General features: G+C 73.7%; 24 protein-coding genes. 10 read left to right on the forward strand and 14 right to left on the reverse strand.

Going from position 1 to position 25,148, the window contains the following annotated elements:
• Positions 1 to 425 precede the first annotated feature (425 nt).
• The gene (locus tag AB6L24_RS22945; protein ID WP_405657864.1) at positions 426 to 926 is read right to left on the reverse strand and encodes a YbjN domain-containing protein; all 501 of its coding nucleotides are present in this window, start codon (positions 924 to 926) and stop codon (positions 426 to 428) included.
• The gene (gene mshA, locus AB6L24_RS22950; protein WP_405657867.1) at positions 919 to 2,265 is read right to left on the reverse strand and encodes a D-inositol-3-phosphate glycosyltransferase; all 1,347 of its coding nucleotides are present in this window, start codon (positions 2,263 to 2,265) and stop codon (positions 919 to 921) included. The genes AB6L24_RS22945 and mshA overlap by 8 nt, the downstream gene beginning before the upstream one ends.
• Positions 2,266 to 2,422: 157 nt before the next feature.
• Here mshA and AB6L24_RS22955 point away from each other — a divergent pair, with 157 nt between their 5' ends.
• The 3 genes from AB6L24_RS22955 to AB6L24_RS22965 all read left to right on the forward strand — a co-directional run bounded on the left by AB6L24_RS22955 (position 2,423) and on the right by AB6L24_RS22965 (position 6,593).
• A complete protein-coding gene (locus AB6L24_RS22955; RefSeq protein ID WP_405657870.1) occupies positions 2,423 to 3,229 on the forward strand; it encodes a class I SAM-dependent methyltransferase in 807 nt (268 codons plus the stop codon).
• Between the two features lie 301 nt (positions 3,230 to 3,530).
• Positions 3,531 to 4,595: an NlpC/P60 family protein gene (locus tag AB6L24_RS22960; protein ID WP_405657873.1), complete on the forward strand. Its 1,065-nt coding sequence runs from the start codon at positions 3,531 to 3,533 to the stop codon at positions 4,593 to 4,595.
• A 552-nt stretch (positions 4,596 to 5,147) separates the two neighbouring features.
• Entirely contained in the window at positions 5,148 to 6,593 is a 1,446-nt protein-coding gene (locus tag AB6L24_RS22965; RefSeq protein ID WP_405663264.1) for a PP2C family protein-serine/threonine phosphatase, read from the forward strand.
• Between the two features lie 91 nt (positions 6,594 to 6,684).
• On the opposite strand, the gene AB6L24_RS22970 is transcribed toward AB6L24_RS22965, so the two are convergent.
• From AB6L24_RS22970 to AB6L24_RS22980, 3 genes are all read right to left on the reverse strand, one after another.
• Entirely contained in the window at positions 6,685 to 7,017 is a 333-nt protein-coding gene (locus AB6L24_RS22970; protein WP_030362193.1) for a DUF2516 family protein, read from the reverse strand.
• A 149-nt stretch (positions 7,018 to 7,166) separates the two neighbouring features.
• A complete protein-coding gene (locus tag AB6L24_RS22975) occupies positions 7,167 to 7,805 on the reverse strand; it encodes a hypothetical protein (RefSeq protein ID WP_405657876.1) in 639 nt (212 codons plus the stop codon).
• A 46-nt stretch (positions 7,806 to 7,851) separates the two neighbouring features.
• A complete protein-coding gene (locus tag AB6L24_RS22980; protein WP_405657879.1) occupies positions 7,852 to 8,334 on the reverse strand; it encodes a helix-turn-helix domain-containing protein in 483 nt (160 codons plus the stop codon).
• 285 nt (positions 8,335 to 8,619) lie between these two features.
• Here AB6L24_RS22980 and AB6L24_RS22985 point away from each other — a divergent pair, with 285 nt between their 5' ends.
• A complete protein-coding gene (locus AB6L24_RS22985; protein ID WP_405663266.1) occupies positions 8,620 to 9,147 on the forward strand; it encodes a DUF1062 domain-containing protein in 528 nt (175 codons plus the stop codon).
• Positions 9,148 to 9,234: 87 nt separating this feature from the next.
• Here AB6L24_RS22985 and AB6L24_RS22990 read toward each other — a convergent pair whose 3' ends face one another.
• The gene (locus tag AB6L24_RS22990) at positions 9,235 to 9,696 is read right to left on the reverse strand and encodes a pyridoxamine 5'-phosphate oxidase family protein (RefSeq protein WP_405657882.1); all 462 of its coding nucleotides are present in this window, start codon (positions 9,694 to 9,696) and stop codon (positions 9,235 to 9,237) included.
• A gap of 199 nt (positions 9,697 to 9,895) precedes the next feature.
• Here AB6L24_RS22990 and AB6L24_RS22995 point away from each other — a divergent pair, with 199 nt between their 5' ends.
• From AB6L24_RS22995 to AB6L24_RS23005, 3 genes are all read left to right on the forward strand, one after another.
• Complete coding sequence (locus AB6L24_RS22995; RefSeq protein WP_405657885.1) at positions 9,896 to 10,564, forward strand: haloacid dehalogenase type II; 669 nt, start codon at positions 9,896 to 9,898, stop codon at positions 10,562 to 10,564.
• A 72-nt stretch (positions 10,565 to 10,636) separates the two neighbouring features.
• On the forward strand, positions 10,637 to 11,116 hold the full coding sequence (locus tag AB6L24_RS23000) for a nuclear transport factor 2 family protein (RefSeq protein WP_405657888.1): 480 nt from the start codon (positions 10,637 to 10,639) through the stop codon (positions 11,114 to 11,116).
• A 71-nt stretch (positions 11,117 to 11,187) separates the two neighbouring features.
• The gene (locus tag AB6L24_RS23005; protein WP_405657891.1) at positions 11,188 to 12,267 is read left to right on the forward strand and encodes a protein phosphatase 2C domain-containing protein; all 1,080 of its coding nucleotides are present in this window, start codon (positions 11,188 to 11,190) and stop codon (positions 12,265 to 12,267) included.
• 37 nt (positions 12,268 to 12,304) lie between these two features.
• Here the strand turns inward: AB6L24_RS23005 and AB6L24_RS23010 are convergent, their stop codons facing one another.
• The 5 genes from AB6L24_RS23010 to AB6L24_RS23030 all read right to left on the reverse strand — a co-directional run bounded on the left by AB6L24_RS23010 (position 12,305) and on the right by AB6L24_RS23030 (position 17,643).
• Positions 12,305 to 12,901 (reverse strand): hypothetical protein, encoded by a 597-nt coding sequence (locus AB6L24_RS23010; RefSeq protein WP_405657894.1) that lies wholly within the window; start codon positions 12,899 to 12,901, stop codon positions 12,305 to 12,307.
• A 131-nt stretch (positions 12,902 to 13,032) separates the two neighbouring features.
• Positions 13,033 to 13,836 carry an ABC transporter permease gene (locus AB6L24_RS23015; protein ID WP_405652769.1) on the reverse strand — a complete coding sequence of 268 codons (804 nt, stop codon included), beginning with the start codon at positions 13,834 to 13,836 and terminating at the stop codon, positions 13,033 to 13,035.
• Positions 13,833 to 14,840 (reverse strand): ATP-binding cassette domain-containing protein, encoded by a 1,008-nt coding sequence (locus tag AB6L24_RS23020; protein WP_405657897.1) that lies wholly within the window; start codon positions 14,838 to 14,840, stop codon positions 13,833 to 13,835. The genes AB6L24_RS23015 and AB6L24_RS23020 overlap by 4 nt, the downstream gene beginning before the upstream one ends.
• Before the next feature lie 80 nt (positions 14,841 to 14,920).
• On the reverse strand, positions 14,921 to 15,757 hold the full coding sequence (locus tag AB6L24_RS23025) for a DUF4097 domain-containing protein (RefSeq protein ID WP_385718155.1): 837 nt from the start codon (positions 15,755 to 15,757) through the stop codon (positions 14,921 to 14,923).
• Between the two features lie 977 nt (positions 15,758 to 16,734).
• On the reverse strand, positions 16,735 to 17,643 hold the full coding sequence (locus AB6L24_RS23030; RefSeq protein WP_405657901.1) for a LysR substrate-binding domain-containing protein: 909 nt from the start codon (positions 17,641 to 17,643) through the stop codon (positions 16,735 to 16,737).
• Positions 17,644 to 17,798: 155 nt separating this feature from the next.
• On the opposite strand from AB6L24_RS23030, the gene AB6L24_RS23035 reads away from it, so the two are divergent.
• The gene (locus tag AB6L24_RS23035; RefSeq protein WP_405657904.1) at positions 17,799 to 18,935 is read left to right on the forward strand and encodes a pyridoxal-phosphate dependent enzyme; all 1,137 of its coding nucleotides are present in this window, start codon (positions 17,799 to 17,801) and stop codon (positions 18,933 to 18,935) included.
• A gap of 133 nt (positions 18,936 to 19,068) precedes the next feature.
• Here AB6L24_RS23035 and AB6L24_RS23040 read toward each other — a convergent pair whose 3' ends face one another.
• Together AB6L24_RS23040 and AB6L24_RS23045 are read right to left on the reverse strand one after the other, a co-directional pair.
• On the reverse strand, positions 19,069 to 19,971 hold the full coding sequence (locus AB6L24_RS23040) for an SRPBCC family protein (protein WP_405657907.1): 903 nt from the start codon (positions 19,969 to 19,971) through the stop codon (positions 19,069 to 19,071).
• A gap of 114 nt (positions 19,972 to 20,085) precedes the next feature.
• Positions 20,086 to 22,215 carry a HelD family protein gene (locus tag AB6L24_RS23045; RefSeq protein WP_405657910.1) on the reverse strand — a complete coding sequence of 710 codons (2,130 nt, stop codon included), beginning with the start codon at positions 22,213 to 22,215 and terminating at the stop codon, positions 20,086 to 20,088.
• 74 nt (positions 22,216 to 22,289) lie between these two features.
• Between AB6L24_RS23045 and AB6L24_RS23050 the strand changes: the two genes are divergently transcribed.
• A complete protein-coding gene (locus AB6L24_RS23050) occupies positions 22,290 to 23,027 on the forward strand; it encodes a TetR family transcriptional regulator (protein WP_405657913.1) in 738 nt (245 codons plus the stop codon).
• Here AB6L24_RS23050 and AB6L24_RS23055 read toward each other — a convergent pair.
• Positions 23,011 to 23,946, reverse strand: a complete 936-nt coding sequence (locus AB6L24_RS23055) for a TetR/AcrR family transcriptional regulator (protein WP_405657916.1) — start codon at positions 23,944 to 23,946, stop codon at positions 23,011 to 23,013. The genes AB6L24_RS23050 and AB6L24_RS23055 overlap by 17 nt on opposite strands.
• A 74-nt stretch (positions 23,947 to 24,020) precedes the next feature.
• Between AB6L24_RS23055 and AB6L24_RS23060 the strand changes: the two genes are divergently transcribed.
• The gene (locus AB6L24_RS23060; protein ID WP_405657919.1) at positions 24,021 to 25,139 is read left to right on the forward strand and encodes an ATP-binding cassette domain-containing protein; all 1,119 of its coding nucleotides are present in this window, start codon (positions 24,021 to 24,023) and stop codon (positions 25,137 to 25,139) included.
• Positions 25,140 to 25,148: the final 9 nt, after the last annotated feature.

The following is a 25,148-nucleotide window of genomic DNA, read 5'->3' on the forward strand; positions in this document are numbered from 1 at the left end:
GCACTGGCAACTACGGCGAGTGTGGTCGCTGAGGCCTCTTTTCGCAGACCCCGCTGCCTGGCCGACAACAGCATCAGCGTGGCTGAGGGGAGGCGGGGTGCAGCGAGCACACGCCTGCCGGGTCGGTCGAGTGACGCGCCGTCATGGCAGGCTTTCGTCGGCTGAGGCTGAGATTGCCCACGACGAATGTGCTGGCCGTCAGCCGAACGAGGCATCGCACCAGGCCAGGCTGGGCCGTCCGAGGTTGCTCAACAGTGGCCAACGACGACTACCAGGCGCACAGGGCTGCCGCCCCTGGCCAGCATGAACCCAGCTCCCCAAGATCCCTGACAAGACCCAGGGCAAGAAGAAGTAGCCCCTCACGTTCAAGGCCCCCACCTGCGGATTCTCCGCGGGTGGGGGCCTTGTTGCGTGACCACGTGGGGCTACCTCGGCTGCGTCAGGTGCGTGAACGCGTCCAGGTTGCGGGTGGATTCGCCGCGGGCGACGCGCCACTCGTACTCCTTGCGGATGGCTGTCGCGAAGCCCAGTTCCAGGAGGGTGTTGAAGGAGCCGTCGGCCGCTTCGAGGACGGAGCCGAGGAGGCGGTCGAGTTCGTCGGGGGTGACGGCGGCGAGCGGCAGTTTGCCGGCTACGTAGACGTCGCCCAGGGAGTCGATGGCGTAACCCACGCCGTACAGGCGGAGGTTGCGCTCCAGGAGCCACCGGTGGACGCCTTCGTGGTTCTCGTCGGGGCGACGGATCACGAAGGCGTTGAGGGACAGGGAGTGCTTGCCCACGCGGAGCGAGAGGGTCGTGGAGAGCTTGCGCGTGCCGGGCAGCTTCACCACGTACGCCCCGGGCTCGGGGGACTCCCACTCGAGCTCGGCCTCGTCCAGCGCCCGCTCGATCACCTCGGAGGGCGCCCCGCCAGCAACGTCAGCCATGGTGCGAGCGTACGTGACGGCGATGATCGTGCACGGCGGCGGTGTACACGTCGGCCGTGGCGGACGCGGCGGTCCCCCATCCGAAGGACTCGGCGTGCCGGGCGGCGGCCGCGCCCATGCGGTCCACAAGCTGTGGAGAGTCGGCGAAGTCGCGCAGCACGCGCGCGTAGTGCGCGGGTTCGTGGCCGGACACGAGGAACCCGGTGACGCCCTCGCGCACGGCGACGGGCAACCCGCCCACCGCGGCGGCGAGCACCGGCGTCCCCGCGGCCTGCGCCTCGATGGCCACGAGCCCGAAGGACTCGCTGTAGGACGGCATCACGAGCACGGAGGCGGCCCGGAACCAGTCCGCGAGCTGCTCCTGGCCGACGGGCGGCTGGAACCGTACGACATCCGCGATCCCAAGGCGCGCGGCCAGCTTCTGCAGGCCCTCCGGCTTGGCGAGGCCGCTGCCGCTGGGACCGCCGACGACGGGCACGACGATCCGCGAGCGCAGCTCGGGCCGCTCCCCCAGGAGCACGCCGACGGCGCGCAGCAGCACGTCGGGGGCCTTCAGGGGCTGGATGCGGCCCGCGAACAGGGGGATCAGGGCGTCCTGCGGGAGGCCGAGGCGGTGGCGGGCGGCGGCGCGCCCGTCGGCGGGGCGGAAGCGGTCCAGGTTCACGCCGGGGTGGACGACGGCGACCTTGCCCGCGTCGGCTTCGTAGTGGCGGACGAGTTCGTCGGCCTCTTCGGAGGTGTTGGCGATGAGCCGGTCGGCGGCGCGCACGATCTGGGTCTCGCCGATGACGCGGGCGGTGGGCTCGGGGGTGTCGCCCGCGGCGAGCGCGGCGTTCTTGACCTTGGCCATGGTGTGCATGGCGTGCACCAGGGGGGTGCCCCAGCGTTCGGCGGCCAGCCAGCCGACGTGGCCGCTGAGCCAGTAGTGCGAGTGGACCAGGTCGTAGTAGCCGGGCCGGTGGCCCGCCCAGGCCTGCATCACGCCGTGCGTGAAGGCGCACAGCTGCGCGGGCAGCTCCTCCTTGGCGAGGCCTTCGTAGGGGCCCGCGTCGACGTGGCGCACGAGCACACCGGGCGCCAGTTCGACGGTGGGCGGCAGGGCGCCGGTGGTGGCGCGGGTGAAGATCTCGACCTCGATGTTGATCGCGGCCAGGCGCTTGGCCAGCTCCACGATGTAGACGTTCATGCCGCCCGCGTCGCCGGTGCCGGGCTGGTGCAGCGGTGAGGTGTGCACACTCAGCATGGCGACCCTGCGGGGCCTGCGGGTGGAGCCCGGCAGCCGGATCCTCGCGGACGAGGATGGGGAGAGACGGCCGAGCCTGGTCACGTAGTGGCTCACGTGGCGGTCCTCCTTGGCCTTGACGGCGGGCACGACGAGGCGGAGACCGGGTGCGGGCCTCCTGGAGGAGCAACACCGGAAGCTTCACCTCCATTTCCTCTTTGCCAAAGCATTACCTTGGCCCTCGCGGCCGCGCCCCTTGCTTACGCTTGCCCTCATGACCCCGCGTGCCCCCCGTCCCCCCTCCCGACCTGTGGGAACCGTGACGCGCGGGACCACCAACCCCAACCGGCTGCGCCGCATGGACCGCTGGATCGCCGCCACCCACGGCGCCGCCCTGCGCCGCGCGGACGAGCCGGTCGCGGTCGACCTCGGCTACGGCGCCGCACCCTGGACCGCCGTCGAGCTGCTCCTCCGGCTGCGTACCGCCGCCCCCCACGCGCGCGTGGTCGGCATCGAGATCGACCCGGAGCGGGTGGCGGCGGCCCTGCCCTACGCGCGCGAGGGCCTCACCTTCCGGCACGGCGGCTTCGAGGTGCCGCTGCCCGCACGCCCGCTCCTGATCCGCGCGGCCAATGTGCTGCGCCAGTACGACGAGGACGCGGTCGCCGCCGTGTGGGAGCGGCTGTGCGCGCGGCTCGCCCCGGACGGGCTCCTCGTCGAGGGCACGTGCGACGAGATCGGGCGGCGGCACGTGTGGGTCGCGCTCGGCCCCGAGGGCCCGCGCACGGTCACCTTCGCGGCCCGCCTCGCCTCCCTGGACCGCCCGTCCGACCTCGCCGAGCGGCTGCCGAAGGCGCTGATCCACCGCAATGTGCCGGGCGAGCCGGTGCACGCGTTCCTGCGCGACTTCGACCGGGCGTGGGCCGCGGCCGCGCCGTACGCGGCGTACGGGGCGCGGCAGCGGTGGCTGCGGGCGGTGCGGGACCTGGCGGCGGACTGGCCGGTGGTGGACCGGAGTTCGCGGTGGCGGCAGGGGGAAGTGACGGTGGCGTGGGGGGCGTTGGCGCCGGGGCGGGGCTGAACGCGGCGGTGGGGTGAGGGCGGGGGCGACTCCGGCACGGCGGCCGTGGGCGGTGGGGGTGGATCCGGCGCGGCGGCGGCCGGTGGGCGGCGGCGGGTCCGGCGCGGGCTCTGCCCCCGGCCCACGTGCCGGAATTGTGCCGCGCATACCCCCTGACCTGCGGGGAACGATCTTCGCGTGCGGTTCGTCACATGTGACGGGTGGGAGTTCGGAGTTGTCACGCGACTCTGTCGCATTCGGCACCGGCATGGCACCATCCCGGGAACACCGAGAAGTTACTGACGGTAAATCAACTTTGGGGGTGGCGGGCGTGACCGGCAAGAGGCACTCGACGACGACAGCCGTGGCACTGGTCTGCGCGTGCGCGGCCGCGGTGCTCGCCGCGCCGGGCACGGCGTTCGCGAGCCCGGCCGAGCCCACTCCCCCGTCGAACGGCTCCCTGGAGAAGGTCCGCAAGGAGATCGAGCGGCTCTACCGCGAGGCGGGCACGGCCACGGACGCGTACAACGCCGCGGAGGAGAAGGCCGAGAAGCAGTCGGAGGAGATCGTCCGCCTGGCCAGATCCATCGACAAGGGCCAGACGAAGCTGGACAGACTCAAGGCCCGCGCGGGCGCCGCGGCCCGCGCGCAGTACCGCGGCGGTGGCGTCCCGGACGAGGCCAGGCTGCTCCTCAGCGACAGCCCGAGCCGCTTCCTCGACGGCGCGGGCCGGCTGCGCCAGGGCCAGCACGCGACGAAGGCCATGCTCACGGAAATGAGCCGCACCCAGGCGGACTTGAAGACGTACGCCAAGGACGCCTCCGCGCAGTGGCGGAAGCTGGAGGCCAACCGAAAGGCCAAGGCGGAGGCGAAGAAGAAGGTCAAGAAGAAGATCGCCGCCGCCGAGAAGCTGGAGTCGCGCCTGGAGAAGAAGGAGCGCGAGCGGCTGCGGAAGCTGGAGGAGGAGGCCGCGCTGAGGCAGCAGTCGGCCTGGGTGGACACGGGGATACTCAAGGACGCCAAGGGCGAGGCGACCTCCCCCGGCAAGAAGGCGATCGCGTTCGCCACGGCGCAGATCGGCAAGCCCTATGTATGGGGCGCGGAGGGCCCGAAGTCGTTCGACTGCTCGGGGCTCACGTCCCAGGCCTGGGCGGCCGCGGGCAAGGGCATCCCGCGCACCTCGCAGGAGCAGTGGAAGCGGCTGCCACGCGTGGACGTGAAGAACATGCGCCCCGGCGACCTGATCATCTACCACAAGGACGCGAGCCACGTCGGGCTGTACGTGGGCGACGGAGCGATCGTGCACGCGCCCCGCCCCGGGCGCAGCGTGACGCTCGCGGGGGCGGGCTCGATGGAGATACTCGGGGTCGTGCGGCCGGACAAGTAGGACATATGAGCCATGCGGGACGGCCTTGGCGGGCTCGGGCGGGTCGGCCCGCCGACCGGGCCTGTCGACCGGGTCCGCCGGTCGGTCCGTCGGCCGATCCTTCGGCCGGTCCATCGGCCGGGTCCGCACTGTGACCCAGCGCACGGCCCCGCGCCCCGCTCAACCCTCGCGGCGTGACGTTCGTCATCCCAGGCGGACCGGGTTCGTGCCCAAATGCGGTCCAGGATGCGGCATATGCCGTCGGCCGCGTGCCGCACGGCATTCCACACACGCCCCGGGTGACGCTATGGTCCCCGTCTGGTGGGGCGTGCGACCGTCGCCCCGCCATGCCCTCGGGGGGAGGGAAGGATTCACACGATGCCCGTACCCATACCGCGGCAGAGAGCGAACCCGGCCGCGGAAGGCGGTCAGGCTCAGGCGGCGCCGACAACCGAAGGCACCGCCCCCACCGCCCACCACCCCACGGGCACCGACCCGGTTCGCGACGCACCCGTACGCGACACATCCGTACGCGACGGCCTCGCGGACGACGACCCCATAGGGAGCGACCCCATGGTCAGCAGCCCCGTGGGCAACGGCACCGGGCTCACCCTGCTGGTGATCGAGGACGACCCGGCAGGCTCCCTGAGCGTGCCCGAGCTCCTGGACGCCGCGGGCAAACCCATCCGCATCCGCACCGCCCGCAACCTCACCGAGGCCGAGCGGCTGCTCACGGACGACGTGCACTGCATCCTGCTGGACCTGGCCCTGCCCGGCCGCGGGCAGGCGGGCGGCTTCGGGGGTCCCGGTGGGCCCGGCGGCCATGGCGGGCTCGGTGGACCCGGCGGCTCCGGTGGACCTGGCGGCCCCGGCGGCGCCGGTGGCCCGAGCGGCCTCAGCCGCCCCGGCGGCGCCCCTGGCACCCCCAGCACCCCTGTCACCCCCAGCACCCCTGGCACTCCAGGCACCCCCGGCACCAGCTCCCCCAGCCCCGAGCCCTCCCACGGCAAGGACCGCGAGCCCGCGGCCGACACCGAGGCCGCCCCCGACGAGCTGGCCGTCCTCAAGCACGTCCTGCGCCTCGCCCCGCGCCACGCCGTCCTCGCGCTCACCGCGTCCGGGGACGCCGAGATCGGCGCGCAGGCCGTGGGCGTCGGCGCGCAGGACTATCTGCTGCGCGAGGAGCTGGACAGCCGCCTGCTCAGCCGCGCCATCCGGTACGCGGTGGAGCGCAAGCGCGCCGACGCCGCCCAGCGCCAGCTCACCGAGTCCCGGCTGCGCGCGCAGGAGAACGCCCGCCTGGAGCGCGGCCTGCTGCCGACGCCGCTCCTCGAGGGTTCCCCGCTGCGCTTCGCCGCCCACTACCGCCCCGGCCGCTCCCGTGCGCTGCTCGGCGGTGACTTCTACGACACGGTGCGCATGCCCGACGGCTCGGTGCACGTGATGATCGGCGACGTCTGCGGGCACGGGCCCGACGAGGCGGCGCTCGGCGTGGAGCTGCGCATAGCCTGGCGGGCGCTGACGTTCGCGGGTCTGTGCGGCGACGAGCTGCTTTCCACGCTGCAGCGGGTCCTGGAGCACGAGCGGGCCGACGAGGAGATCTTCGCGACGCTGTGCACGGTGGACATCGCGCCGGACGGCCGCCGGGCCGGCCTGTGCCTGGCCGGGCACCCGTCACCGCTGATCGCGCGCCCGGGCCGCCCCGCCGAGCTGCTTCCGTACGACAACGGGGGCCCCGCGCTCGGCCTGCTGCCGCGCGCCCGCTGGCCGCGTCGTCAGGTGGAGCTCGGCGGCAGCTGGAGCCTGATGCTGTACACGGACGGCCTGATCGAGGGCCGGATCGGCGAGGGCAACCAGCGGCTCGGGCAGGACGGCATGGTGGAGATGGTGCGCCGCCAGATGGCGGCGGGCCTGCGTGGGGACGCGCTTCTGGAAGCCGCCGTGAATGAGGTCAGGGACCTCAACGGCGGTGACCTTACGGATGACGTGGCCGTACTGCTCCTGGACCGGGCTCGCTGAGACGCTTCGCTGGGGTGCGCGGTCCGATCCTGCGGGCCGGTGGGGGCTGGTCGCGCAGTTCCCCGCGCCCCTTCCGGGCGCGGGGCGACCCTCAGCGTCCGCCGTTGTACGGCCCGTACGGACCGTCGCTGCTGGAGCCGCGGCGGCCGCCGCCCCCGCCGGTGATCTGCCGCAGCGCGGGCCGCACGTCGACCATGTACACGATGGTCGCGATGAGGCCGATGATGGGCAGGAACGACAGGATCGGGAAGAGCAGGTTCACCACGAAGGCGATCCCGAGGATGATCAGCCAGAACGGCTTGGTCTTCTTGTCCGCCGCGCGATAGGCGTCCTCGCGTCGGATCGCCGCGTCGAGCAGCGCGAAGCCGCTGAACGCGATCAGGGCAAGCGACAGCAGCCACATGAGGTTCGAGAACCCCTGCATCAGCACAACGTCCACCACCAGTCTCGGCGAGTCCCTACGCGACGTACGCAGTCACCGTACCCGCTACCCGAACAACGGGCCGAGCACTCCGAGAGTGCCCGGCCCGGTGCGGCGCCGATGATCCGACGCCCCGTCAGTCGACGGACGCCCTACTTGGCGGGCGGCGTGGTCTTCTTCGCCGTGGTCTTCTTGGCGGCGGGCTTGTCGGCGGCGGGCTTCTTGGCCGCGGTGGTCTTACGGGCGGAGCCCTGGGCTCCGCTCTCACCCTCGGCCTGCTCGGCCTGCTCGGCCTGCTCGGCCTGCTCGGCCTGCTCGGCCTGCGCCGACTGCTCGGGGTCGGGCTCGACGGTGTCGGCAAGCTCCACCAGCTCGTCCGCGGCCTCGCCGCGCCAGGCGCGCACGGTCTGCTCGCCGTGCTCGGCGACCTGGTCGTACTTCTCGCGCGCCTGGACGACGTACTCGAAGGCGACGCCGACGCCGCGCAGCGCCAGGTCCTGGGCGCCCTCGCCGATCTTCTTCAGGTCGGTGTCGAGGTTGCTGATGAGCCCGCCGACCCGGGACTGGATGACGTCACGCGCCTCCTTGGCGCGGGCGGCGGCCTTGTCCTGGACGTCCTTGGGGTCGGTCCTGCGGACGGCGTCGATCCGCGCCGGGGCCTCGGCGGCGAGCTGCTCGATGATGCCGGGCACCTTCTTGGCCTGCTGATAGGCCAGTTCGGCGCTGCCGGCGACGAAGTAGAGGGGCTTGGGGTCGGTGATGGTCTTGCGCACGTCGTCGGTGATGGGCATGGCGAATGGTCCTCCCGGATTCGCTTCGGCTTGCGGGCCGCCCGTCCTAGGACTGCTCGCCCTGGAAAGGCTCGCCCGCGGATTGCTTGCGTGTGGGTGGCGCGTCGTCGTCACTGCCGTCGGCCCGGACACCCGCGTCCCCCGACGCGTCCTGGTCGGTGTCGTCCGCGTCCGCCGAGGTCGCGAAGCCGTTCTCCTTGCGGAACGACTCGTAGATCTGCAGCAGCACCTGCTTCTGCCGCTCGTTGATGGACGGGTCGGCGAGGATGACGGCGCGCGTCTCCAGCTCGTCCCGCTCCTTCTCGTCGAGGATCCCGGCCCTGACGTACAACGTCTCGGCGGAGATCCTGAGCGCCTTCGCGACCTGCTGCAGAACCTCGGCGCTCGGCTTGCGCAGCCCGCGCTCGATCTGGCTCAGATACGGATTCGACACCCCGGCGGCATCGGCGAGCTGCCTGAGCGACAGCTGCGCGGTGCGCCGCTGTTCACGCAGGTACTCCCCGAGACTGCCGACGTTGAGCGATGCCATGCTCCGATACTGCACCCCTGTCGCTAACTATTGCAAGCAAGCCGCTTGCAATAGTGCGCCAAGTCACTGCGGGGGCGGGCTGCCGGAAAACCGCTGGAGAAGCGCGGCCACGCGCGTCTAGCGTGCTGCCCAGCCGAGTCGTCTGAGTGAGGACGTGCCGTTGTACACCGCGTGAGACCTCCCGAGAGCTGATCTGTCGCGCGTCGCGCCTGTGCGCCGCGCTCCTTTTTGCTGCGGATTTCTCACTGAGATCGGTGTACTTCTGTGCTCAATCGCTGGGTGGTCATGCCCACCTGCCTGCCCTCTGTCCTCCGCCGTTGTCACGCGTGCGCGTCCGGGCGCTTCCGGGCCGACGGCAAGTTCCGCGTCAACGCGCACCACAAGCTCCTCGACGCCTGGCTCCTCGTGCTCTGCGCCGGCTGCGGGGAGACCGCGAAGCTCACGGTCATGGAGCGGGTGCGGGTGCGCTCCGTACGGCCCGGGCTGCTCGACCGGATGCACGCCAACGACCCCGTCCTCGCGGCCGACCTGCTCCAGGACCCGGCGCTGCTGCGCCGCAACCGCGTCGCCCTCGACTGGAGCGGGGCCTGGCGCCTCGACACCGGTGGATCGGATCACCTGGACCGCGAGGTCGTCGACGTCGCGGTGCGGTTCGCGGCGCGGATACCCGTCAGGCCGGTGCGGCTGATCGCCGACGGGTTCGGTCTCTCGCGGGCCGAGGTCGGGAGGCTGGCCGAGGAGGGGAAGGTCGTGTCGGCCGTACGTCTCGGCGGCAAGGTCTCCGACGGCTTCACGTTCACGCTCAAGCGCTGAGCCGTCCTGAGGGCTCCTGAAAGGCTCCTGGACGCTTGAGGGCCGGGGCTTGTCCGGCGCGACCCGCCGAACAAGCCCCGGGCCCCCCTACTCCTGCCACTCCCCGTCCCGCATGACGACCCGCCCCCGCAGCTCCGGCTCCCCCCGCCAGGCCCGCACCGTCCTCGGCACCACACGGACGTACAGATACGCCGCGTCCTCCGCGCGCGGGTCCCACCCGAACTTGGCGGTGAACGCCTCCGCCGCCTCCTCGGGGACCTCGCCGTCCGGGAAGCACTCCGCCTCCCCCTGGATGAGCACGACGTCGAAGGTGTCCGGAAGGGCCAGGCGCACGCGTGGCTCGTCGCGGACGTTCCGGGCCGTCACGGACGTGGCGCCGGTGCACATCCACAGGGCCCGCCCGTCCCACAGGAACCACAACGGCACCTGGTGCGGACCGCGTTCGGGGTGCGCGGTCGACACCCATACGTCCCGCTCGGCGGCGAGCCGCTCCAGTGTGTCCCGCCTGCGCTCCGCCGCCCCGCGCCGGACGATTCCCGTGTTCTGCATGGAGACCGACCCTAACCAGGGGTTTCATCGCGCGCATGGGGCGCGGGGCCTACGCCCAGCGACCGAGGAACACCTCGGAGGAACACCTCGGCCTCCCCCCTGAGCCCCGCCCCGCCCGACGGCACCCCGGAACAAACCCGTCCACCCCCTCGGTTGCCGAAAGGCCCGCCCTTCACAAGGAGAGTCAGAGGAGAGCCAGTTGAGCCGCCTTGAGCCCGCCTTCATCACCTTCGACATGTACGGGACGCTGACGGACTTCGCCATCGGGGCCGCCGCCCGGGAGGCCGTCCAGGACATCGCCCCGCCCGAGGTCCTGGACGCGTTCCTGCACCGGTTCGGCTGCTATCAGCTCGACGAGGTGATGGGCGACTGGCGGCCGTACGACGAGGTGCTGGCGCGCGCCTTCGAGCGGGCCTGCGCGAGCACCGGCGTCGCGTACCGGCCCAAGGACCCCGCGCGGATCTTCGCGGCGATCCCGGAGTGGGGACCCCACCCCGACGTCCCGGAGCCCCTCGCGAGGCTCGCCGCGCGCTTCCCGCTCGTCATCCTCTCCAACGCCGCGGACAGCCACGCCGACCGGAACGCCGCGAAGCTCGGCGCGCCCTTCCACGCCGTGTACACGGCGGAGACGGCGCGCGCCTACAAGCCGCGGCTCCGCGCGTTCGAGTTCATGTACGAGCAGCTGGGCTGCCGCCCGGAGGACACCCTGCACGTGTCCTCGAGCCCCCGCTACGACCTCCAGTCGGCGACGGACCTCGGCGTGCGGAACCGCGTCTACGTGAACCGCGGCACCGAGCCGTCGGCGCCCTTCTACCACTCCCACGAGGTCACGTCCCTGGCCGGAGTGGCCGAGCTGCTCGGCGTCTGAGGCCCGCGCCCCGCGCACCTCGACGTCCGATGTCCGCCAGCGCGCGCCAGCCCCGCCGAGCAGGCTGCGCGCATGGCGAACTCACACACCACGCACACAGTGGGCACCCCGGACACGGCCGGCACCCCGGACCCGAAAGCCGTCCTCACCGGCATGTACGCCGCCGAGGCGAAGTACCTGGCGGCGGGCGGCCCCGGCGCGGCCTCCTTCGACCTGCTCGCGCCCTACTTCTCGACGGACGTCGTCCTGCGCCAGGCCGCCGAGCTGCCCTACGGCGGCGTCTGGCGCGGGCACGCCGGGATGGAGCGGTTCTTCCTCGCGATGAGCCGGGTGTGGGCGGTGTTCGACATGGTCGAGCAGGAGTTCCTCGCCACGGGCACGACCGCCGTCGTACGCACCCGGGTGCACGCAGTCGCCCGTACCACCGGACGCGCACTCGACTTCCCCATCCTCCAGACGATCAAGGTCGCGCACGGCCGGATCACCGAGGTCGACCCCTTCTACTGGGACACGGCCGCCGTCGCCGAGGCCTGCGCGGTGCCGCAGGATTGACCTTCACCTTGGGGAAAGCCCCAGCATCGGTGGAGCCGGGCGACGGGCCCGGCACGAGGAGGGGTGCGGGCATGGGGCTGCTGACCATCGGGGCGTTCGCGAAGGCGTCCCGGCTGTCGCCGAAGGCGCTGCGGCTCTACGACGAGCTCGGCCTGCTGACCCCCGCCCGCGTCGACCCGGCGACCGGCTACCGGTTCTACGCCCCGGACCAGCTGGACCAGGCCCGCCTGGTGGCGTGGCTGCGCCGCCTCGGCATGCCGCTGGCCCGCATCCGGCGCGTCGGCGCCCTGGAGCCGGCCGCGGCGGCCCAGGAGATCCGGGCGTTCTGGGCCGGGGTCGAGGCCGACACCGCCGCCCGCCGCGACCTCGCCGCCTTCCTCGTCGACCACCTGTCCTGGAAGGACCCCATGATGACCCAGCCCACCGGGCCCCTGGCGATCCGCTACGCCGCGCTGTCCGACACCGGCCTCGTCCGCGAGACCAACCAGGACACCGCCTACGCCGGTTCCCGGCTGCTCGCCGTCGCCGACGGCTACGGCAGCGGCGGCACCGCCGCGGGAGCGGCCGCCGTCGACGTGCTCAAACGCCTGGAGAGCGACACCGTCCCCGCGGGCAGCCTCCTCAACGCCCTCGCGGACGCCGTCGACGAGGCGAACCAGGCCGTGCGCGCCGCCGCCGGGTCCACCCCGTCCCCGCAGGACGTCGGCACGACGCTCACCGCCATGCTGTGGACCGGATCCCAGCTGGCCCTCGTCCACATCGGGGACTCCCGCGCCTACGTCCTGCGGGACGAGGAGCTGTTCCAGATCACCCACGACCACACGCTGGTGCAGTCGATGGTCGACGAGGGGCGGCTGCGCCCCGAGGAGGCCGGCTCGCACCCGCAGCGCTCCCTGCTGATCCGGGCCCTCGCCGGAGACTCCGAGGCCACCCCCGACATGCGTCTGCACGACGCCCGCCGGGGCGACCGCTTCCTGCTCTGCTCCGACGGCCTCTCGGCCGTCGTGCCCGCCGCGGACATCCACCGCACGCTCGCGTCGGTCCCCGACCCCGAGCAGGCGGTACGCGAACTCGTCGCCCTCGCCAACGGGTCCGGCGGCCCCGACAACGTCAGCTGCGTCGTCGCCGACGTCACGGGGCTCGACGACTGACAGCACGGTCGGCGGCCAACGGTCGGCGGCCGACCAATCAGCGGTCGGCGGGCTCCCGTCGGCGGGTCCACAGCGTCAGGTCGCTGCTCGTGGCGACGGCCAGGGTGCGGCCTGACGGGGAGAACCCGGCGGCGCGGAACTCCGAGTACCGGGCGTGCAGGACGTGCCACCACGTCGCACCGGCCGCGCCGCGGTGGAGGCTGTCGCCCGCGGCGAGGACCACGCGGTGGCAGGGCCAGTCGGGGCTGACGACGGACACGGTCCAACCGTCGGACGACGTGCTGTGCAGGCCGCCGCCGAAGAGGCCCGCGATGTGGACGGGGGTGCCCGCGACCGGGCCGAGGCCGGGGCAGGTGAGGTCCGGGGAGTCGTCCGGCGTGCTGGTCTCGGGGTCGGGGTCGCGGTCCCGCGCGATCTTCTCGCCGGTGACGGCGTCGAACAGGCCGTGTCCGTCGCTCGACACCACCATCACCAGGTCCCGCCCGCTGCCGGGGCACACGGCGAAGCCGATGCCGAGCAGCCCGCCGACGGCGATCATGCCGCCCGGCACGAGCTGCCAGGGCTCGGGGGCGGGCACGACGGGCGCGTCGAGGTAGCGCGCCCGCAGCTTCCGCTGGTACTCCGACTGAGACATGCGCAGATGATACGGAGCGGTGGCGGGCCCGGGCGTACACGTGCGAGTGGGCGGCTTCCCAGGTCGGGAAGCCGCCCACTTGAGGAGTGCGGTGGTTCTGTCGGGGGTGGTGCCGCGGTGCCCCGCGGGGCTCAGCGCTTGGCGTCCTTGTTGAAGGAGGCCTTGGCCCACAGGTAGCCGACGATGGAGAGACCAAGCAGCCAGGCCAGGGCGATCCAGGCGTCGTTGCCGATCTCGGTGCCCAGCATCAGACCGCGCAGGGTCTCGTTCATCGGCGTGAAGGGCTGGTACTCCGCGAACCAGCGGATCCCCGCCGGCATCGAGTCCGGGGTCACGACCGCCGAGCCCAGGAAGGGCAGGAACGTCAGCGGCATCGGCGCGTTCGAGGCCGTCTCCACACTGTCCGAGCCCAGGCCGATCGCGGCCGAGATCCAGGCCAGGGCAAACGCCAGGAAGACCAGCAGGCCGATCGCGGCCAGCCACTCCACCACGTTCGCGTTCGGCCGGAAACCCACCGCCAGCGCCACACCGATCACCAGGACCAGACTGATCAGAGTCTGCACGACATTGCCGACCACATGACCGACCAGGACCGAGGCCCGCGAGATCGCCATGGTGCGGAAACGGTTGATGATGCCCTCGGTCATGTCCGAGCACACCGCCACCGCCGTTGACACCGCACCCGAAGTGATCGCCATCAACAGGATGCCGGGCGTCACATAGTTGGTGTAGTCACCGCGGTCACCGCCGCCGCCGACACCGGGAATGTCGATACCGCCGCCGAGCGCGCCACCGAAGACGTACACGAACAGCAGCAGCATCAGGATCGGCATCGCGACGACCGAGATCGTCATCGACGGATAGCGCTGCGCGTGCTTGAGGTTGCGGCGCAGCATCGTCATCGAGTCACGCACGGCGTACGAGTTGGTGCTCATCGCTGAGCCTCCTTCACAGCGGTCGCGCTGCTCACGTCAGAGGTGGACTTGCGGCCCTGCCCCGTCAGAGCCAGGAACACGTCGTCCAGGTCCGGGGTGTGCACCGTCAACGCCTCGGCGTGGATGCCGGCGCCTTCGAGGACGTCGAGCACCGCGCGCAGGGCGGGGATGCTGCCGTCGCTGGGGATCTGCAGGCTCAGCGCCTCGTCGTCGCGGGTGACGGTGGAGAGCGCGAGGCGGTGGGCGGCGGCGTTCATGTGCTGCACGTCGTTGAACTGGAGCTTGATGTGGCCGCCGGGGATGCGGCGCTTCAGCTCGTCCGCGGTGCCCTCGGCCACGATCTTGCCGCCGTCGAGGACCGCGATGCGGTCGGCCAACTGGTCGGCCTCTTCGAGGTACTGCGTGGTCAGGAAGATCGTGGTGCCGTTCGCGACGAGGTCGCGGATCATGTCCCACATCGTGCGGCGGCTGCGCGGGTCGAGGCCCGTCGTCGGCTCGTCGAGGAAGATGATGCTGGGCCTGCCGACCAGGGTCATGGCCAGGTCGAGCTTGCGGCGCATACCGCCGGAGAACTCCGAAGCGGACTTCTTGGCGACGTCGGTGAGGTCGAAGCGGGCCAGGAGCTCGGCGGCGCGGCGCCTGCCCTCGGCCCGGTCGAGGTGCAGCAGGTCCGCGATGAGGAAGAGGTTCTCCTCGGCGGTGAGCAGGCCGTCGACGGCGGCGAACTGTCCGGTGACGCCGATGGAGCTGCGGACGGCGTCCGGCTCCTGCGCCAGGTCGTGCCCCGCCACCCGGGCGTCCCCGCCGTCGGCCGAGATGAGGGTGGAGAGGATCTGGACGGTGGTGGTCTTGCCCGCGCCGTTCGGGCCCAGCAGGGCGAAGATCGTGCCCTCAGAGACCTGCAGGTCGATCCCGTCGAGTACGACCTTCTCGCCGTACGACTTGCGCAGCCCCTGGGCGGTGATCCCCTTCGGCGGGGCGGTCAAACCGGTGGTGGCAGTCATCGTGCCGCCTCCTTCTTCTTTCCGTAGCTGATGCGAGGCCGGTCTCTGCGTGTCACGAGTCCTTGCGCGTGCGGGTGCGGTCAGGCGCGGCGGATCACGATGTCGCCGAGGCCGGTGCGGGCGCGCACCTGGACGGTCTCCGCGTCCGGGCCGGGGCCGTCGGTCGAACCGATCGAGTTGTGGACCGTGCCCGCCTGGGAGTTCACCTCGAGCCAGGCGGCGCTGGACTCGCGGATGCCGACCTCGAGGTCGCCGTCGGCGGTCTGGAGGGTGATCTGGCCGCGGGCCACCTCGCCGAGCTTGATGGTGCCGTTGTCCGACTTGGCGTCGACGCCGGCGTGGGCGACGCCGACGGCGATGCGGCCGTTGGAGGAGTTGACGCGGAGCTCGCCGGTGACCTCGCCGAGCGTGGTGTCGCCCTTGCGGTTGCGGATGTTGGCGGCGCCCGCGATGTTGCCGAGGTCGATGCGGCCCGCGGCGTCGATCTCCACGTCGCCGGTGGCGCGGTCGACGCGGACGTCGCCGTGGTCGGACCGGAGGAAGGCGGCGCCGACCTCCGCGACGTGGATGTCACCGGCGGCGGACTCGAACCGGCAGTCGCCGAGGCGGCCTTCGGTGCTGAAGACGCCGGCGGGCGAGAGGCCCTGGACGTCCGACCCGGCCGGCAGCTCGACGCTGACCTCGATCGAGCCGCCCTTGCCGAACAGCGAGCGCTTCTTGGGGCCCTTGACGACCAGGCGGCCGTTGTTGCACGTGACCTGGACCTGCTCGGCGGCCTTCACGTCGACGTCCTCGCGGCCGTCGCTCGGGAGCACCGAGACGACGGTGTCGAGGCGCTTGCCGGCGGAGATGCGGGCGGTGCCGATCTCGAACTCGATGAGGGCGGAGAGGGGCTCGGGGGTGTCGAAAGTAGGCATGGCCGTCCTGTCTGAGCTGAGGTGTGCGGACCCGCTGGTGGCAGCGGGCGGATGGGTTGTCCTGCGTCACTCCGGCGGGCCGGCGTTCTCAGCCCCTGGAGCCGTGCTGTCCATGACGCCAGCATGGCATCACTATGGCGCCAATGCAACCCCGCTTGGCACCCTGATGGTGCCACGGGGGGTTCGGTGCGGTGCCCGGGGCGCCGGGCCGCACCACCACGACCCCTGTGAGCTGGGGGTTTCCCTCGGCCGCCGGTTTGCGGGACGTGGCCGTCGGCACGCCAGAAGGGCGTCAAGGTGTGGCGTGGGCGGGGAGCGGGAGGGGGTACGGGGAGGGGGTGGCGCCGTCGCGGCGCCATGGCGGTGCCGGGTGGGGCGCCAGGGGTGGGGGTGGCCTCGCGGGCGCGCCCCAGTCCCGCCCCTTCTCCGAAACCGGGGCTGCGCCCCTGGACCCCAGGGGGTGGGTGTCCCGTGGCGGGTGGGACGGGGGCGCCCTCGAATCGGCGCTCCGCGCCTCGTCCTCAAACGCCGGACGGGCTGGAATTCGGCCGGGGTGGGCTGGAAGGTGCCGCGAAGCGGAGACAGGGGTGCGGAGGCGAGGTGCGGGGGGCGGCGACACGGAGCGGGGCGCGGGGGGGCGGCGACACGGAGCGAGGTGCGGGGTGCGGCGACACGGAGCGAGGTGCGGGGTGCGGCGACACGGAGCGAGGTGCGGGGTGCGGCGACACGGAGCGGGGCGCGGGGTGCGGTGACGGGGTGCGGAGGCGCGGAGCGGGGTGCGGTGCTTCGGGGCTGAAGGTGCCGACTGCCTGGTCGAATGAATGGTGGGGGCGGGTGGGTGGGAGAGAGCCCGTCCGGCGTTTGAGGACGAGGCGCGGAGCGCCGATACGGGGGTGCCCCCGAGCGGGGCTGACGGTGCCGGGCTGTCGGGCGGGCCGGTGCGAGTTCGGGCAGGCCGGAGAGAGCCCGCCCGCGGGCTACGCGGACCGCGCCGCGTCCCGGAGGGCACCCCGGACCGCGGCCACCGCCGGGTGCCGCCCCCGCCCACGCCGTACGACCGTGAAGAGCGTGCGCACCTGCCCCCGCGGCAGCCCCCGCAGCGCGACCGTCGGCGCGGCGCCACCCCACACCAGGTCGGGGAGCAGCGCCACCGCGTGCCCCCGCTCCACGAGCCGCACGTGCAGCAGCAGGTCGGGCGATTCGAACCGCACGTCGGGCTCGAACCCGGCGGCGCGGCACACCGTGGTCGCCCAGCGCCGAGCCGCGCTGCCCTCCGGCTCAAGGACCCAGGGCAGGCCGGCGAGCGCCCGCAGGGCCGCGCCCGGGTCGTCGGCGTCGGCACCCTCGGGGACCGGCCGGGGCAGGGCGAGCCGCATCGGGTCCGCGCACAGGTCGGCCCGCTCGAGGGCCGCGTCCCTCGGCCCGGCCCCGCCCGGGTACTCCTCCGCGACGACCAGGTCGAAGTCCCGGGCGAGCAGCGCGGGCAGCGCGGCCTCCGGCTCCAACTGCGTGACGTGCGGGCGCAGTCCGGGGTGGGCGGCGCGCAGCCTGCTCAGCGCGTCCGGGACGAGCGCGAGGGCGGCGGTCTGGAAGGCGGCGACGCGCACCGTCCCGGTGAGGCCGGGCAGGGAGGCGGCGATGTCGGCCTCGGCCCGTTCGAGTCGTTCGAGGACGGCCTCGGTGTGGGCGACGAGGATCTCGGCCTGCGCGGTGAGCCGCACCCGCCGCCCGACCGGTTCGAGCAGCGCCACGCCGGCCTCGGCCTCCAGCTGCGAGAGCTGCTGGGAGACGGTCGAGGGGCTGTACGAGAGGGCGGCGGCGACGGCCGCGAGGGTGCCGCGGTGCTTCAGCTCGCGCAGGAGGCGCAGGCGGTGGAGGTCGTACACGGCGTCGGCACCCCTTTCGCCGGGGCCCGGGGCCCGAGGGCTCCCTGGCTCCCTGGCTTCCTTACGACTGCCCCCGAACCCTTCGATCCTCCCGATGAATATACGTCGGAAAGATGAGCTGGAACGAAGGGTGCGGCACGCCGGAGGCTTGCCCCATGACTGACACCGGCCCCGCCACCGCGTCCCGCGCCACGCGCTCCGACACCACCGCCCCCGGCACCCCGCCCGCCTGGTACGCCCGCCCCGCCGCCCGCGAGTGGACCTGCGCCCCCGCGCCCGCCGAGGTCCGCGCCTTCCACAGCACCCTCTCCGAGTACGCCCCCACTCCCCTCACCGAACTTCCGCCGCTGGCGGCCGAGTTGGGCGTGGGTCGGGTCTTCGTCAAGGACGAGTCGGCGCGGCTCGGCCTGCCCGCGTTCAAGGCGCTCGGCGCGTCCTGGGCGGTGCACCGCGTCCTCGCTGAGCGGGCCTCGGACACGCCCGTGGAGCTGGTCACGGCGACCGACGGCAACCACGGGCGCGCGGTGGCCCGGATCGCCCGCCGACTGGGCCGGCGGGCCCACGTGTTCGTGTCGCAGGGCGTGCACCCCGGGGCGGCGGCCGCGATCGAGGGCGAGGGGGCGCGGGTGACGCGGGTCGCCGGGGACTACGACCGGGCGGTGCGGGAGGCCGCGGCGGCGGCGCGGGCGGAGGGCTCGGTGCTTGTGCAGGACACGGCGTGGGAGGGGTACGAGGAGGTGCCCGCGCGGATCGTGGAGGGGTACTCCACGCTGTTCGCCGAGGTGGACGGGCAGTTGGCCGACGCGGGCGCGGGCGCGCCCGACCTGGTGGCCGTGCCGGTGGGGGTGGGTTCGCTGGCGCAGGCGGCCGTCACGCACTACCGGAGCCGGGGTGCGCGCGGCCCGGCGCTGCTCGCCGTGGAACCGACCGAGGCCGCGCCCGGGCTCGCCAGCCTGACGCGGGGCGAGTCGGTGACCGTGGCGGCCGGGGAGACGGTGATGGCCGGCCTGAACTGCGGCACGCTGTCCGACCTTGCCTGGCCGGTGCTGCGGGACGGCCTGGACGCGGCGGTGACGGTGCCGGACGCCGAAGCCCTCGCGGCGGTACGGGACTTGGCGGCGCTCGGGGTGTCGTCGGGGCCGTGCGGGGCGGCCGCGCTCGCGGGGGCGCGGGCGGCGCTGACGGGGGCGGGGGCGGGGGGACGCCGGGCGGAGCTGGGGGTGAGGGCCGGGGCGACGGTGGTGCTCCTGAGCACGGAGGGGCGGGAGGCGAATCCGCATGGGGTGGGATGAGTGTCCGTACGGCCGACCCGCCTCCCGACAGACCCGGCCCGGCCCGGCCCGGCCCAGCCCAGCCCAGCCCAGCCCAGCCCAGCCCAGCCCAGCCCAGCCCAGCCCAGCCCAGCCCAGCCCAGCCCCCAAAGCTCTACCCCTCCAACAACCGCCCCGCCAACAGCTCCACCCGCGCATGCCAAGCCACCAACGCCGCCCCCGCGTCCGCGGCCCCCTTGTGCGTGAGGACGAGCCGCGCCCCGTACCCCGTACCCGCCCGAAGCTCCCACCTGACCACGCCGCCCGTCGGACACGCGTAGGCGCACAGCTCGGGCACCCGCACCTCCGTGACCGGACCCGCCGGCACCCCCTCGGCGGCGAACCCGGCGGGCACGAGCTCGCCCGCCACCACGTCCGCGCCCTGGGCGAGTTCGGCCCACACGGCCTCGGCGCCCCGTACCGACTGCCGCTCGAAGCGCACGACCCCGGCACGGGTGATCTCCCCGCCGCCCAGGTCGAACTGCTCCAGATAGGCCTCGTGCAACTCCCCCTTGTCCACCGTGTCCAAGGCGGGCCCGGGCGGCTCGCCGTCCAGGTGGGCGCCGAGCGCCGTGACGCACAGGTGCCAGCCCGCGCCGAAGCTCGGCGCGCCGAACCGGTCGTCGAAGGTGTGGACGAGGGTGAGCAGCGAGCCGCCGGTCTCCGGGTCCGGGGCGACCTCCCAGCGCAGGTGGTCCTCGCCCCAGGTGAAGGCGAAGAGCCGGGGCTCGTCGACGTCGGTCACCACACCGGTCATGCCGGGCTCGGCCGCACCGGCATCATCACGGGCCTCACTGGACCCACCGGCCTCTCCGGGGAACACGAATTCCATCGCACCCCCAGGCACCAGCTCCACCCGCACCTGGGACGGGAACCAGTGCGCCAGCTCCTCGGGCCGGGTGAGCGCGGCCCACACCTTCGCGGGCGGACGGGCCAGGCGCCGCTCCATCCGCAGGGCGTACCGCCCGTCGCCGCCGGCCGGGGCGAGGGTGTCGGAGTGGGGGTTGCGGGGGCTCATGCCGGGTGGTCCTCCATCGCGCCAACATAACCGCCGCACCCCAGGGGCGCAGGGCGGAACGCGGCCGGGCGGGGCCGGTCGCCGGAAGGGGGCGGGGCCGGCCACCGGACGCGGTCAGGCCTCCTCCCAGGGCACCCCCCGCCCACACACCACGTCGAGGCGCGAGACCGCCCTGGTCAGCACCACGTACAGCCGGTGCGCCCCGCGCTCCTCCGCCGCCACGATGTCCGCGGGTTCGACGGCGACCACATGGTCGTACTCCAGGCCCTTGGCGACGGAGGCGGGCACGACCGTGACGCGGGCGCCCAACTCGTCGGGGTCGGCCGTCCCGACGCCCGCCGCCGCCAGCGCGGCCCTCAGCCCCGCGACCGCGGTGTCCGCGGCGATGACGCCGACCGAGCCCTCGTGGGCGAGCGCTCCGCGCACCGCGTCGACGGTGGCGGCGACCACGTCCCGTACGCGATGCACGGCGAGTTCGCCGTCCGCGCGCAGGGACCGGGCGGGCGGCACGTCCACGCCGAGGCCGTCGAGCAGCCGGTTGGCGAGCGTGACGATGGCTTGCGGGACGCGGAAGCCGGTGGTCAGCGGGGTCACAGGGGTGTCCGGCCTGCCCAGGTGGGCGAGCTGGGCGGGCCAGTCGCGGGCCGCCCACGGCGTGGTGCCCTGGGCGAGGTCGCCGAGCACGGTGAGCGAGCCGAAGCCGGCGCGGCGCGCGATGGCGCGGCACTCCATGGGCGAGAGGTCCTGCGCCTCGTCGACGACGATGTGGCCGTACCCCGCGGGCCGCTCGACGAGGCCCGCGAGTTCGTCGAGCAGCACGAGGTCGGCGTCCGACCACTTCGCGGACTTGTACGAGCGCGGGGCCCGCTCCCAGAGGATCGCCCGCTGCTCCGCGGCGCCGAGGACCCCGTCCGCGGCGGACGCCAACGCGTCCGCGTCCGCGAGGAGTTCGGCGAGCACCTCCTCCGGCCGCGCCTTCGGCCACACCGCGTCGACGAACGCGGAGACGGCCCTGGCACGGGAGATCTTCTGCAGCCAGGCGTTGCCGACGGGGCCCGCGCGCCGCTCGGCCTGCTCCTGGATGTGGCGCACGACGCGGGTGCGGACGCGCTCGCGGCCGGTCTCGTACGGCGGTTCCTCGGCGCGGACGTCCGCGACGATCCGGTCCAGGTCACCGGCGGGGACGCGCCAGCGGTACGAGCCGTCGGGCACCGCGAGCGGCTCGGCGCCGCCGGGCCGCACCCTGGCGTACAGCGCGCGCCGCAGCACCTCGGCCATCCGGGCGTCGTGCTTGACGAGGGCCGCGTCGGGCCCGTCCGCGCCCCGCACCGGCTGCCGGGCGATCTCGTCCCGGACGGTGGCCTGGCGCACCCCGGTCTCGCCGAGGGCGGGCAGGACCTCCGCGATGTAGCGCAGGAAGGTGCGGTTGGGGCCGAGGACGAGGAGGCCGGAGCGGCGGATCCGCTGCGGGTGGGTGTACAGGAGGTACGCGGCGCGGTGCAGGCCGACGGCCGTCTTGCCGGTGCCCGGGGCGCCCTGGACGCAGACGGATGCGCCGAGCCCCGCCCGGACCAGGTCGTCCTGCTCGGGCTGGATGGTGGCGGCGATGTCGCGCATGGGGCCGACGCGGGGGCGCTCGATCTCGCCGGTGAGGATGCGGCTGCGGGGGTGGGGGGCGGGGCCTGATCCTGGGCCGGGGCCGTCCGGGGCCTCCTCGCCCGCCGTCAGGTGCTCGTCCTCCAGGCCCGTCAGGTCGGCCGAGTCGCCCGCGCTGCCCGGCGCCCAGCCGAACCGGCGGCGTACGGCGACGCCCTGCGGGTCGCGGACGCCCGCCTGGTAGAAGGCGCGCGAGACGGGGGCGCGCCAGTCGACGACCAGGGGCGGGGCCGCGGGGTCCTCGGTGATGCGCAGGCGGCCGACGTGGTAGCGCTGGCCGCGGTGGTCGCCCGCTTCGGCCGCATCGGCGTCGAAGTCGAGGGCGCCGAAGAACAGCGGGGCCTCGGGGAGTTCGCGCATCTCCTTGGCGCGGCTGCGCAGCTGGTAGCCGAGCACTTCGGCGTCCGCACCGGACGCGGCGACGTGCTCACCGGTGACGACGTGCTCCTGGGCGCCGTCGACCATCGCGGCGAGCGCGGCGCGACAGAGGTCGTGGTACCGCCGCTCCCGGGCGAGCGCGGCGTCGAGAGCGGGGGCGGGGGGCTCGTCGGGTGCGGGGGCGTCGAGGGAGGTGCCGGGTGCCGTCATGCCGTCGAGCGTACAAGAAAACGTTACCGAGTAACATTTATTACCGAGACTCGCCCTGCGGTACGCTGCCGGGCATGACGGACGACGAGACGAAGCCCGCGGACGCGCGTCGGCAACCGGTGGGCCTGCGCCAGCTCAAGAAGCGGCGGACGTACGAGGCCGTCTCCGACGCGGCCATCGCGCTGTTCCTGGAGCGGGGCTTCGAGAAGGTGTCGGTCGCGGAGGTGGCCGCGGCGGCGGAGATCTCCAAGCCGACGCTGTTCCGGTACTTCCCCGCCAAGGAGGACCTGGTCCTGCACCGGTTCGCCGACCACGAGGACGAGGCGGCGCGGGTCGTCACCGGGCGCCCGCGGGACCACTCCCCGCTGACCGCGCTGCGCGCCCACTTCCTGGCGGGCCTGACCCGGCACGACCCGGTGACCGGTCTCAACGACGCGCCCGAGGTCCTGGCCTTCCACCGGCTCCTGTACGGCACGCCGTCCCTGGTGGCACGGCTGTACGGCTACCAGGAGCGGGCCGAGCGGGCGCTGGCGGAGGCGCTGGCGGAGGCGCCGGGCGGAGCGGCGGCCGGACAGGCGGCCGGGCCGACCCTCGCCTCCCCCGCCGCCCCCATCACTCCCGCCACCCCCGCCGCCCCCTTGCCCGCCCGTCTCGCCGCCGCCCAGATCCTGGCGGCGCAGCGCGTCCTCGCCCTGGAGAACTGGCGCCGCGTGGCCGCGGGCGAGCCGGTGACGGATGTGCGCGCGGACGCCGTGCGCGCGGCGAACCAGGCCTTCGACCAGCTGAGTTCGGGGCTCACGCAGTACGCGTAGCCCCACCACCTGCCCCCACGAGGACCTCCACCCCGTCGAGCAGGCACCCGAGGCCGAACTCGAACTCCGCGTCCGGCGACTCGTCGGGCGCGCCGAGGGCGCCGGAGGCGAGGAGGTGCCGCAGGGCGGGATAGCGGCCGGGGTCGGGGGCGGTGAGGGCGTCGACGGTGCGCTCGTAGCGGCGCATGACCTCGTCGGGGGCGAGGCCGCGGGCGGTCATGGCGGCGTGCAGGTCGGCCATCAGGGTGGCCTCGTTGCGTACGTAGCCGCCGATCAGCATGATCACGGAGATCTTCCGGCCCTCGTCCAGACCGGTGTCCGCCAGGGCGGCGAGCCCGCGCTCCATCCACTGGAGCGAGTGCGGCGACGCGGGCGGCGAGGAGATCGGGATCCGCAGGAGCCACAGGTTCCGGTGGAACACCTCGCGCTGGACGCGCGCCCACCACTCCAGGCCGGCGCGCCAGCCGTCGACGTCGGCGGGCATCGGAGGCGGTGCGCCCACGGCGGCGTCCTCCATCAGGACGTACAGCTCGTCCTTGGCGGAGACGTACCGGTACAGGGACATCGTCGAGACGCCAAGGTCCTTGGCGACGCGCCCCATGGAGACGGCACCGATGCCCTCGGCGGCCGCGACGCCGATGCCGGCGCGGACGATGCGGTCGAGGCTGAGGCCGGGGCGGGGGCCCTTGGAGGGGCGTTCGCGCAGGCCCCAGGCGGTTTCGAGGCTCGCGGGGAGGCCGGAATCCGGCTTCGCCTCCGGGCCCCCGGACAGCCCGGCGTCCGACTCCGCCCCCGACCCTCCGGACGGCCCGGTCTCCGGCCCCGCCGCCGACCCCCCGGGCAGACCCGCGCCACCGCCGCCGTCCGCAGCCATCTCCCCGGCCTCCTCGCCCGCTCCGCGCCTTCGCTTGACGGCCATCGTAGTTCTGCGTAACCCTTACACAGTAATGCGTATGCCTTACGCAGTAGATGTCCGCACCCTAGGGAGGGGCGATGCCCACATCCGCCAACGCCGCCGACGCCACCGAAGCCACCGAAGCCACCGAAGCCACCGAAGCCACCGAAGCCACCGACACGACTGCCACGGATGCGACCGCCGCCACCACGGCCACCACGGCCACCACCACGGCCGCGAAGACCGCCCCCACCGCGATCGAGGCCACCGGCCTCACCAAGTCCTACGGCGGAAGCGGCACCGACACCCCGGTCCCCGTCCTCCGAGGCATCGACCTGCGCGTCGCGCCCGGCACCGTCTTCGCGCTCCTCGGCCCGAACGGCGCGGGCAAGACGACCGCCGTCCGGATCCTCGCCACGCTCACGGAGCCGGACGCGGGCACGGCACGGGTCGCCGGGTACGACATCCGGGCGCGGCGCCGCGAGGTGCGCCGCGCGATCAGCCTGACCGGCCAGTTCGCGGCGGTCGACGAGGCGCAGACGGGGGCGGAGAACCTGCGGATGATGGCGCGCCTCGTGGGCCTCGGCCGGGCCGCCGCGCGGGCCAGGGCGGACGAACTCCTCGCCCGCTTCGGCCTGTCGGACGCGGCCGACCGCCTGGTCAGGACGTACTCGGGCGGCATGCGGCGGCGCGTGGACCTCGCCGCAGGCCTTGTCGGCGAGCCCGAGGTGATCTTCCTGGACGAGCCGACGACGGGCCTGGACCCGCGCAGCCGCCGCGAGTTGTGGGACGTCGTGGGGGACCTGGCCGCGCGCGGCACCACGGTCTTCCTCACCACGCAGTACCTGGAGGAGGCCGACCAGCTGGCCGACCGCGTCGCCGTCCTGCACGGCGGGGTGATCGTGGCCGAGGGCACCCCGGCGGAGCTGAAGTCCCGGGTGGCGGGCCACCACCTCGACCTCACCCTGACCACGGCCGACGCCTACCTCCGCGTCCACGCGGCGGTCCCGCACGCCACCCGCCACGACCCGCGCACCCGCACCCTGGGCCTCCCGACCGACGGCACGGCGCGCCACGTACGGGCGCTGCTCGACGAACTCGACCCGACGGGGACGGACGTGGCGCACTTCGCGCTGCGCACGGCGAGCCTGGACGAGGTGTTCCTGACCCTGACGGCACCCACCACCGCGCCGCGCAAGGAGCCCACCCATGCCTGAGACCCTGCC

It is taken from the genome of Streptomyces sp. RK9, from assembly GCF_045070545.1.
GTDB lineage: Bacteria > Actinomycetota > Actinomycetes > Streptomycetales > Streptomycetaceae > Streptomyces > Streptomyces alboflavus.

Excerpts from the sequence above, each read along its gene's own strand:
- AB6L24_RS22945 (WP_405657864.1), bottom strand. The coding sequence starts at position 926 with ATGGCTGACGTTGCTGGCGGGGCGCCCTCCGAGGTGATCGAGCGGGCG.
- AB6L24_RS23045 (WP_405657910.1), bottom strand. The coding sequence starts at position 22,215 with ATGACGGCACCCGGCACCTCCCTCGACGCCCCCGCACCCGACGAGCCC.
- AB6L24_RS23005 (WP_405657891.1), top strand. The coding sequence starts at position 11,188 with ATGGGGCTGCTGACCATCGGGGCGTTCGCGAAGGCGTCCCGGCTGTCG.
- AB6L24_RS23050 (WP_405657913.1), top strand. The coding sequence starts at position 22,290 with ATGACGGACGACGAGACGAAGCCCGCGGACGCGCGTCGGCAACCGGTG.
- AB6L24_RS22965 (WP_405663264.1), top strand. The coding sequence starts at position 5,148 with ATGGTCAGCAGCCCCGTGGGCAACGGCACCGGGCTCACCCTGCTGGTG.
- AB6L24_RS22990 (WP_405657882.1), bottom strand. The coding sequence starts at position 9,696 with ATGCAGAACACGGGAATCGTCCGGCGCGGGGCGGCGGAGCGCAGGCGG.
- AB6L24_RS22975 (WP_405657876.1), bottom strand. The coding sequence starts at position 7,805 with ATGCCCATCACCGACGACGTGCGCAAGACCATCACCGACCCCAAGCCC.
- AB6L24_RS23060 (WP_405657919.1), top strand. The coding sequence starts at position 24,021 with ATGCCCACATCCGCCAACGCCGCCGACGCCACCGAAGCCACCGAAGCC.
- AB6L24_RS22980 (WP_405657879.1), bottom strand. The coding sequence starts at position 8,334 with ATGGCATCGCTCAACGTCGGCAGTCTCGGGGAGTACCTGCGTGAACAG.
- AB6L24_RS22970 (WP_030362193.1), bottom strand. The coding sequence starts at position 7,017 with ATGCAGGGGTTCTCGAACCTCATGTGGCTGCTGTCGCTTGCCCTGATC.
- AB6L24_RS23035 (WP_405657904.1), top strand. The coding sequence starts at position 17,799 with ATGACTGACACCGGCCCCGCCACCGCGTCCCGCGCCACGCGCTCCGAC.
- AB6L24_RS22955 (WP_405657870.1), top strand. The coding sequence starts at position 2,423 with ATGACCCCGCGTGCCCCCCGTCCCCCCTCCCGACCTGTGGGAACCGTG.
- AB6L24_RS22985 (WP_405663266.1), top strand. The coding sequence starts at position 8,620 with ATGCCCACCTGCCTGCCCTCTGTCCTCCGCCGTTGTCACGCGTGCGCG.
- AB6L24_RS23025 (WP_385718155.1), bottom strand. The coding sequence starts at position 15,757 with ATGCCTACTTTCGACACCCCCGAGCCCCTCTCCGCCCTCATCGAGTTC.
- AB6L24_RS23015 (WP_405652769.1), bottom strand. The coding sequence starts at position 13,836 with ATGAGCACCAACTCGTACGCCGTGCGTGACTCGATGACGATGCTGCGC.
- AB6L24_RS23010 (WP_405657894.1), bottom strand. The coding sequence starts at position 12,901 with ATGTCTCAGTCGGAGTACCAGCGGAAGCTGCGGGCGCGCTACCTCGAC.
- AB6L24_RS23000 (WP_405657888.1), top strand. The coding sequence starts at position 10,637 with ATGGCGAACTCACACACCACGCACACAGTGGGCACCCCGGACACGGCC.
- AB6L24_RS23055 (WP_405657916.1), bottom strand. The coding sequence starts at position 23,946 with ATGGCCGTCAAGCGAAGGCGCGGAGCGGGCGAGGAGGCCGGGGAGATG.
- AB6L24_RS23020 (WP_405657897.1), bottom strand. The coding sequence starts at position 14,840 with ATGACTGCCACCACCGGTTTGACCGCCCCGCCGAAGGGGATCACCGCC.
- AB6L24_RS23040 (WP_405657907.1), bottom strand. The coding sequence starts at position 19,971 with ATGAGCCCCCGCAACCCCCACTCCGACACCCTCGCCCCGGCCGGCGGC.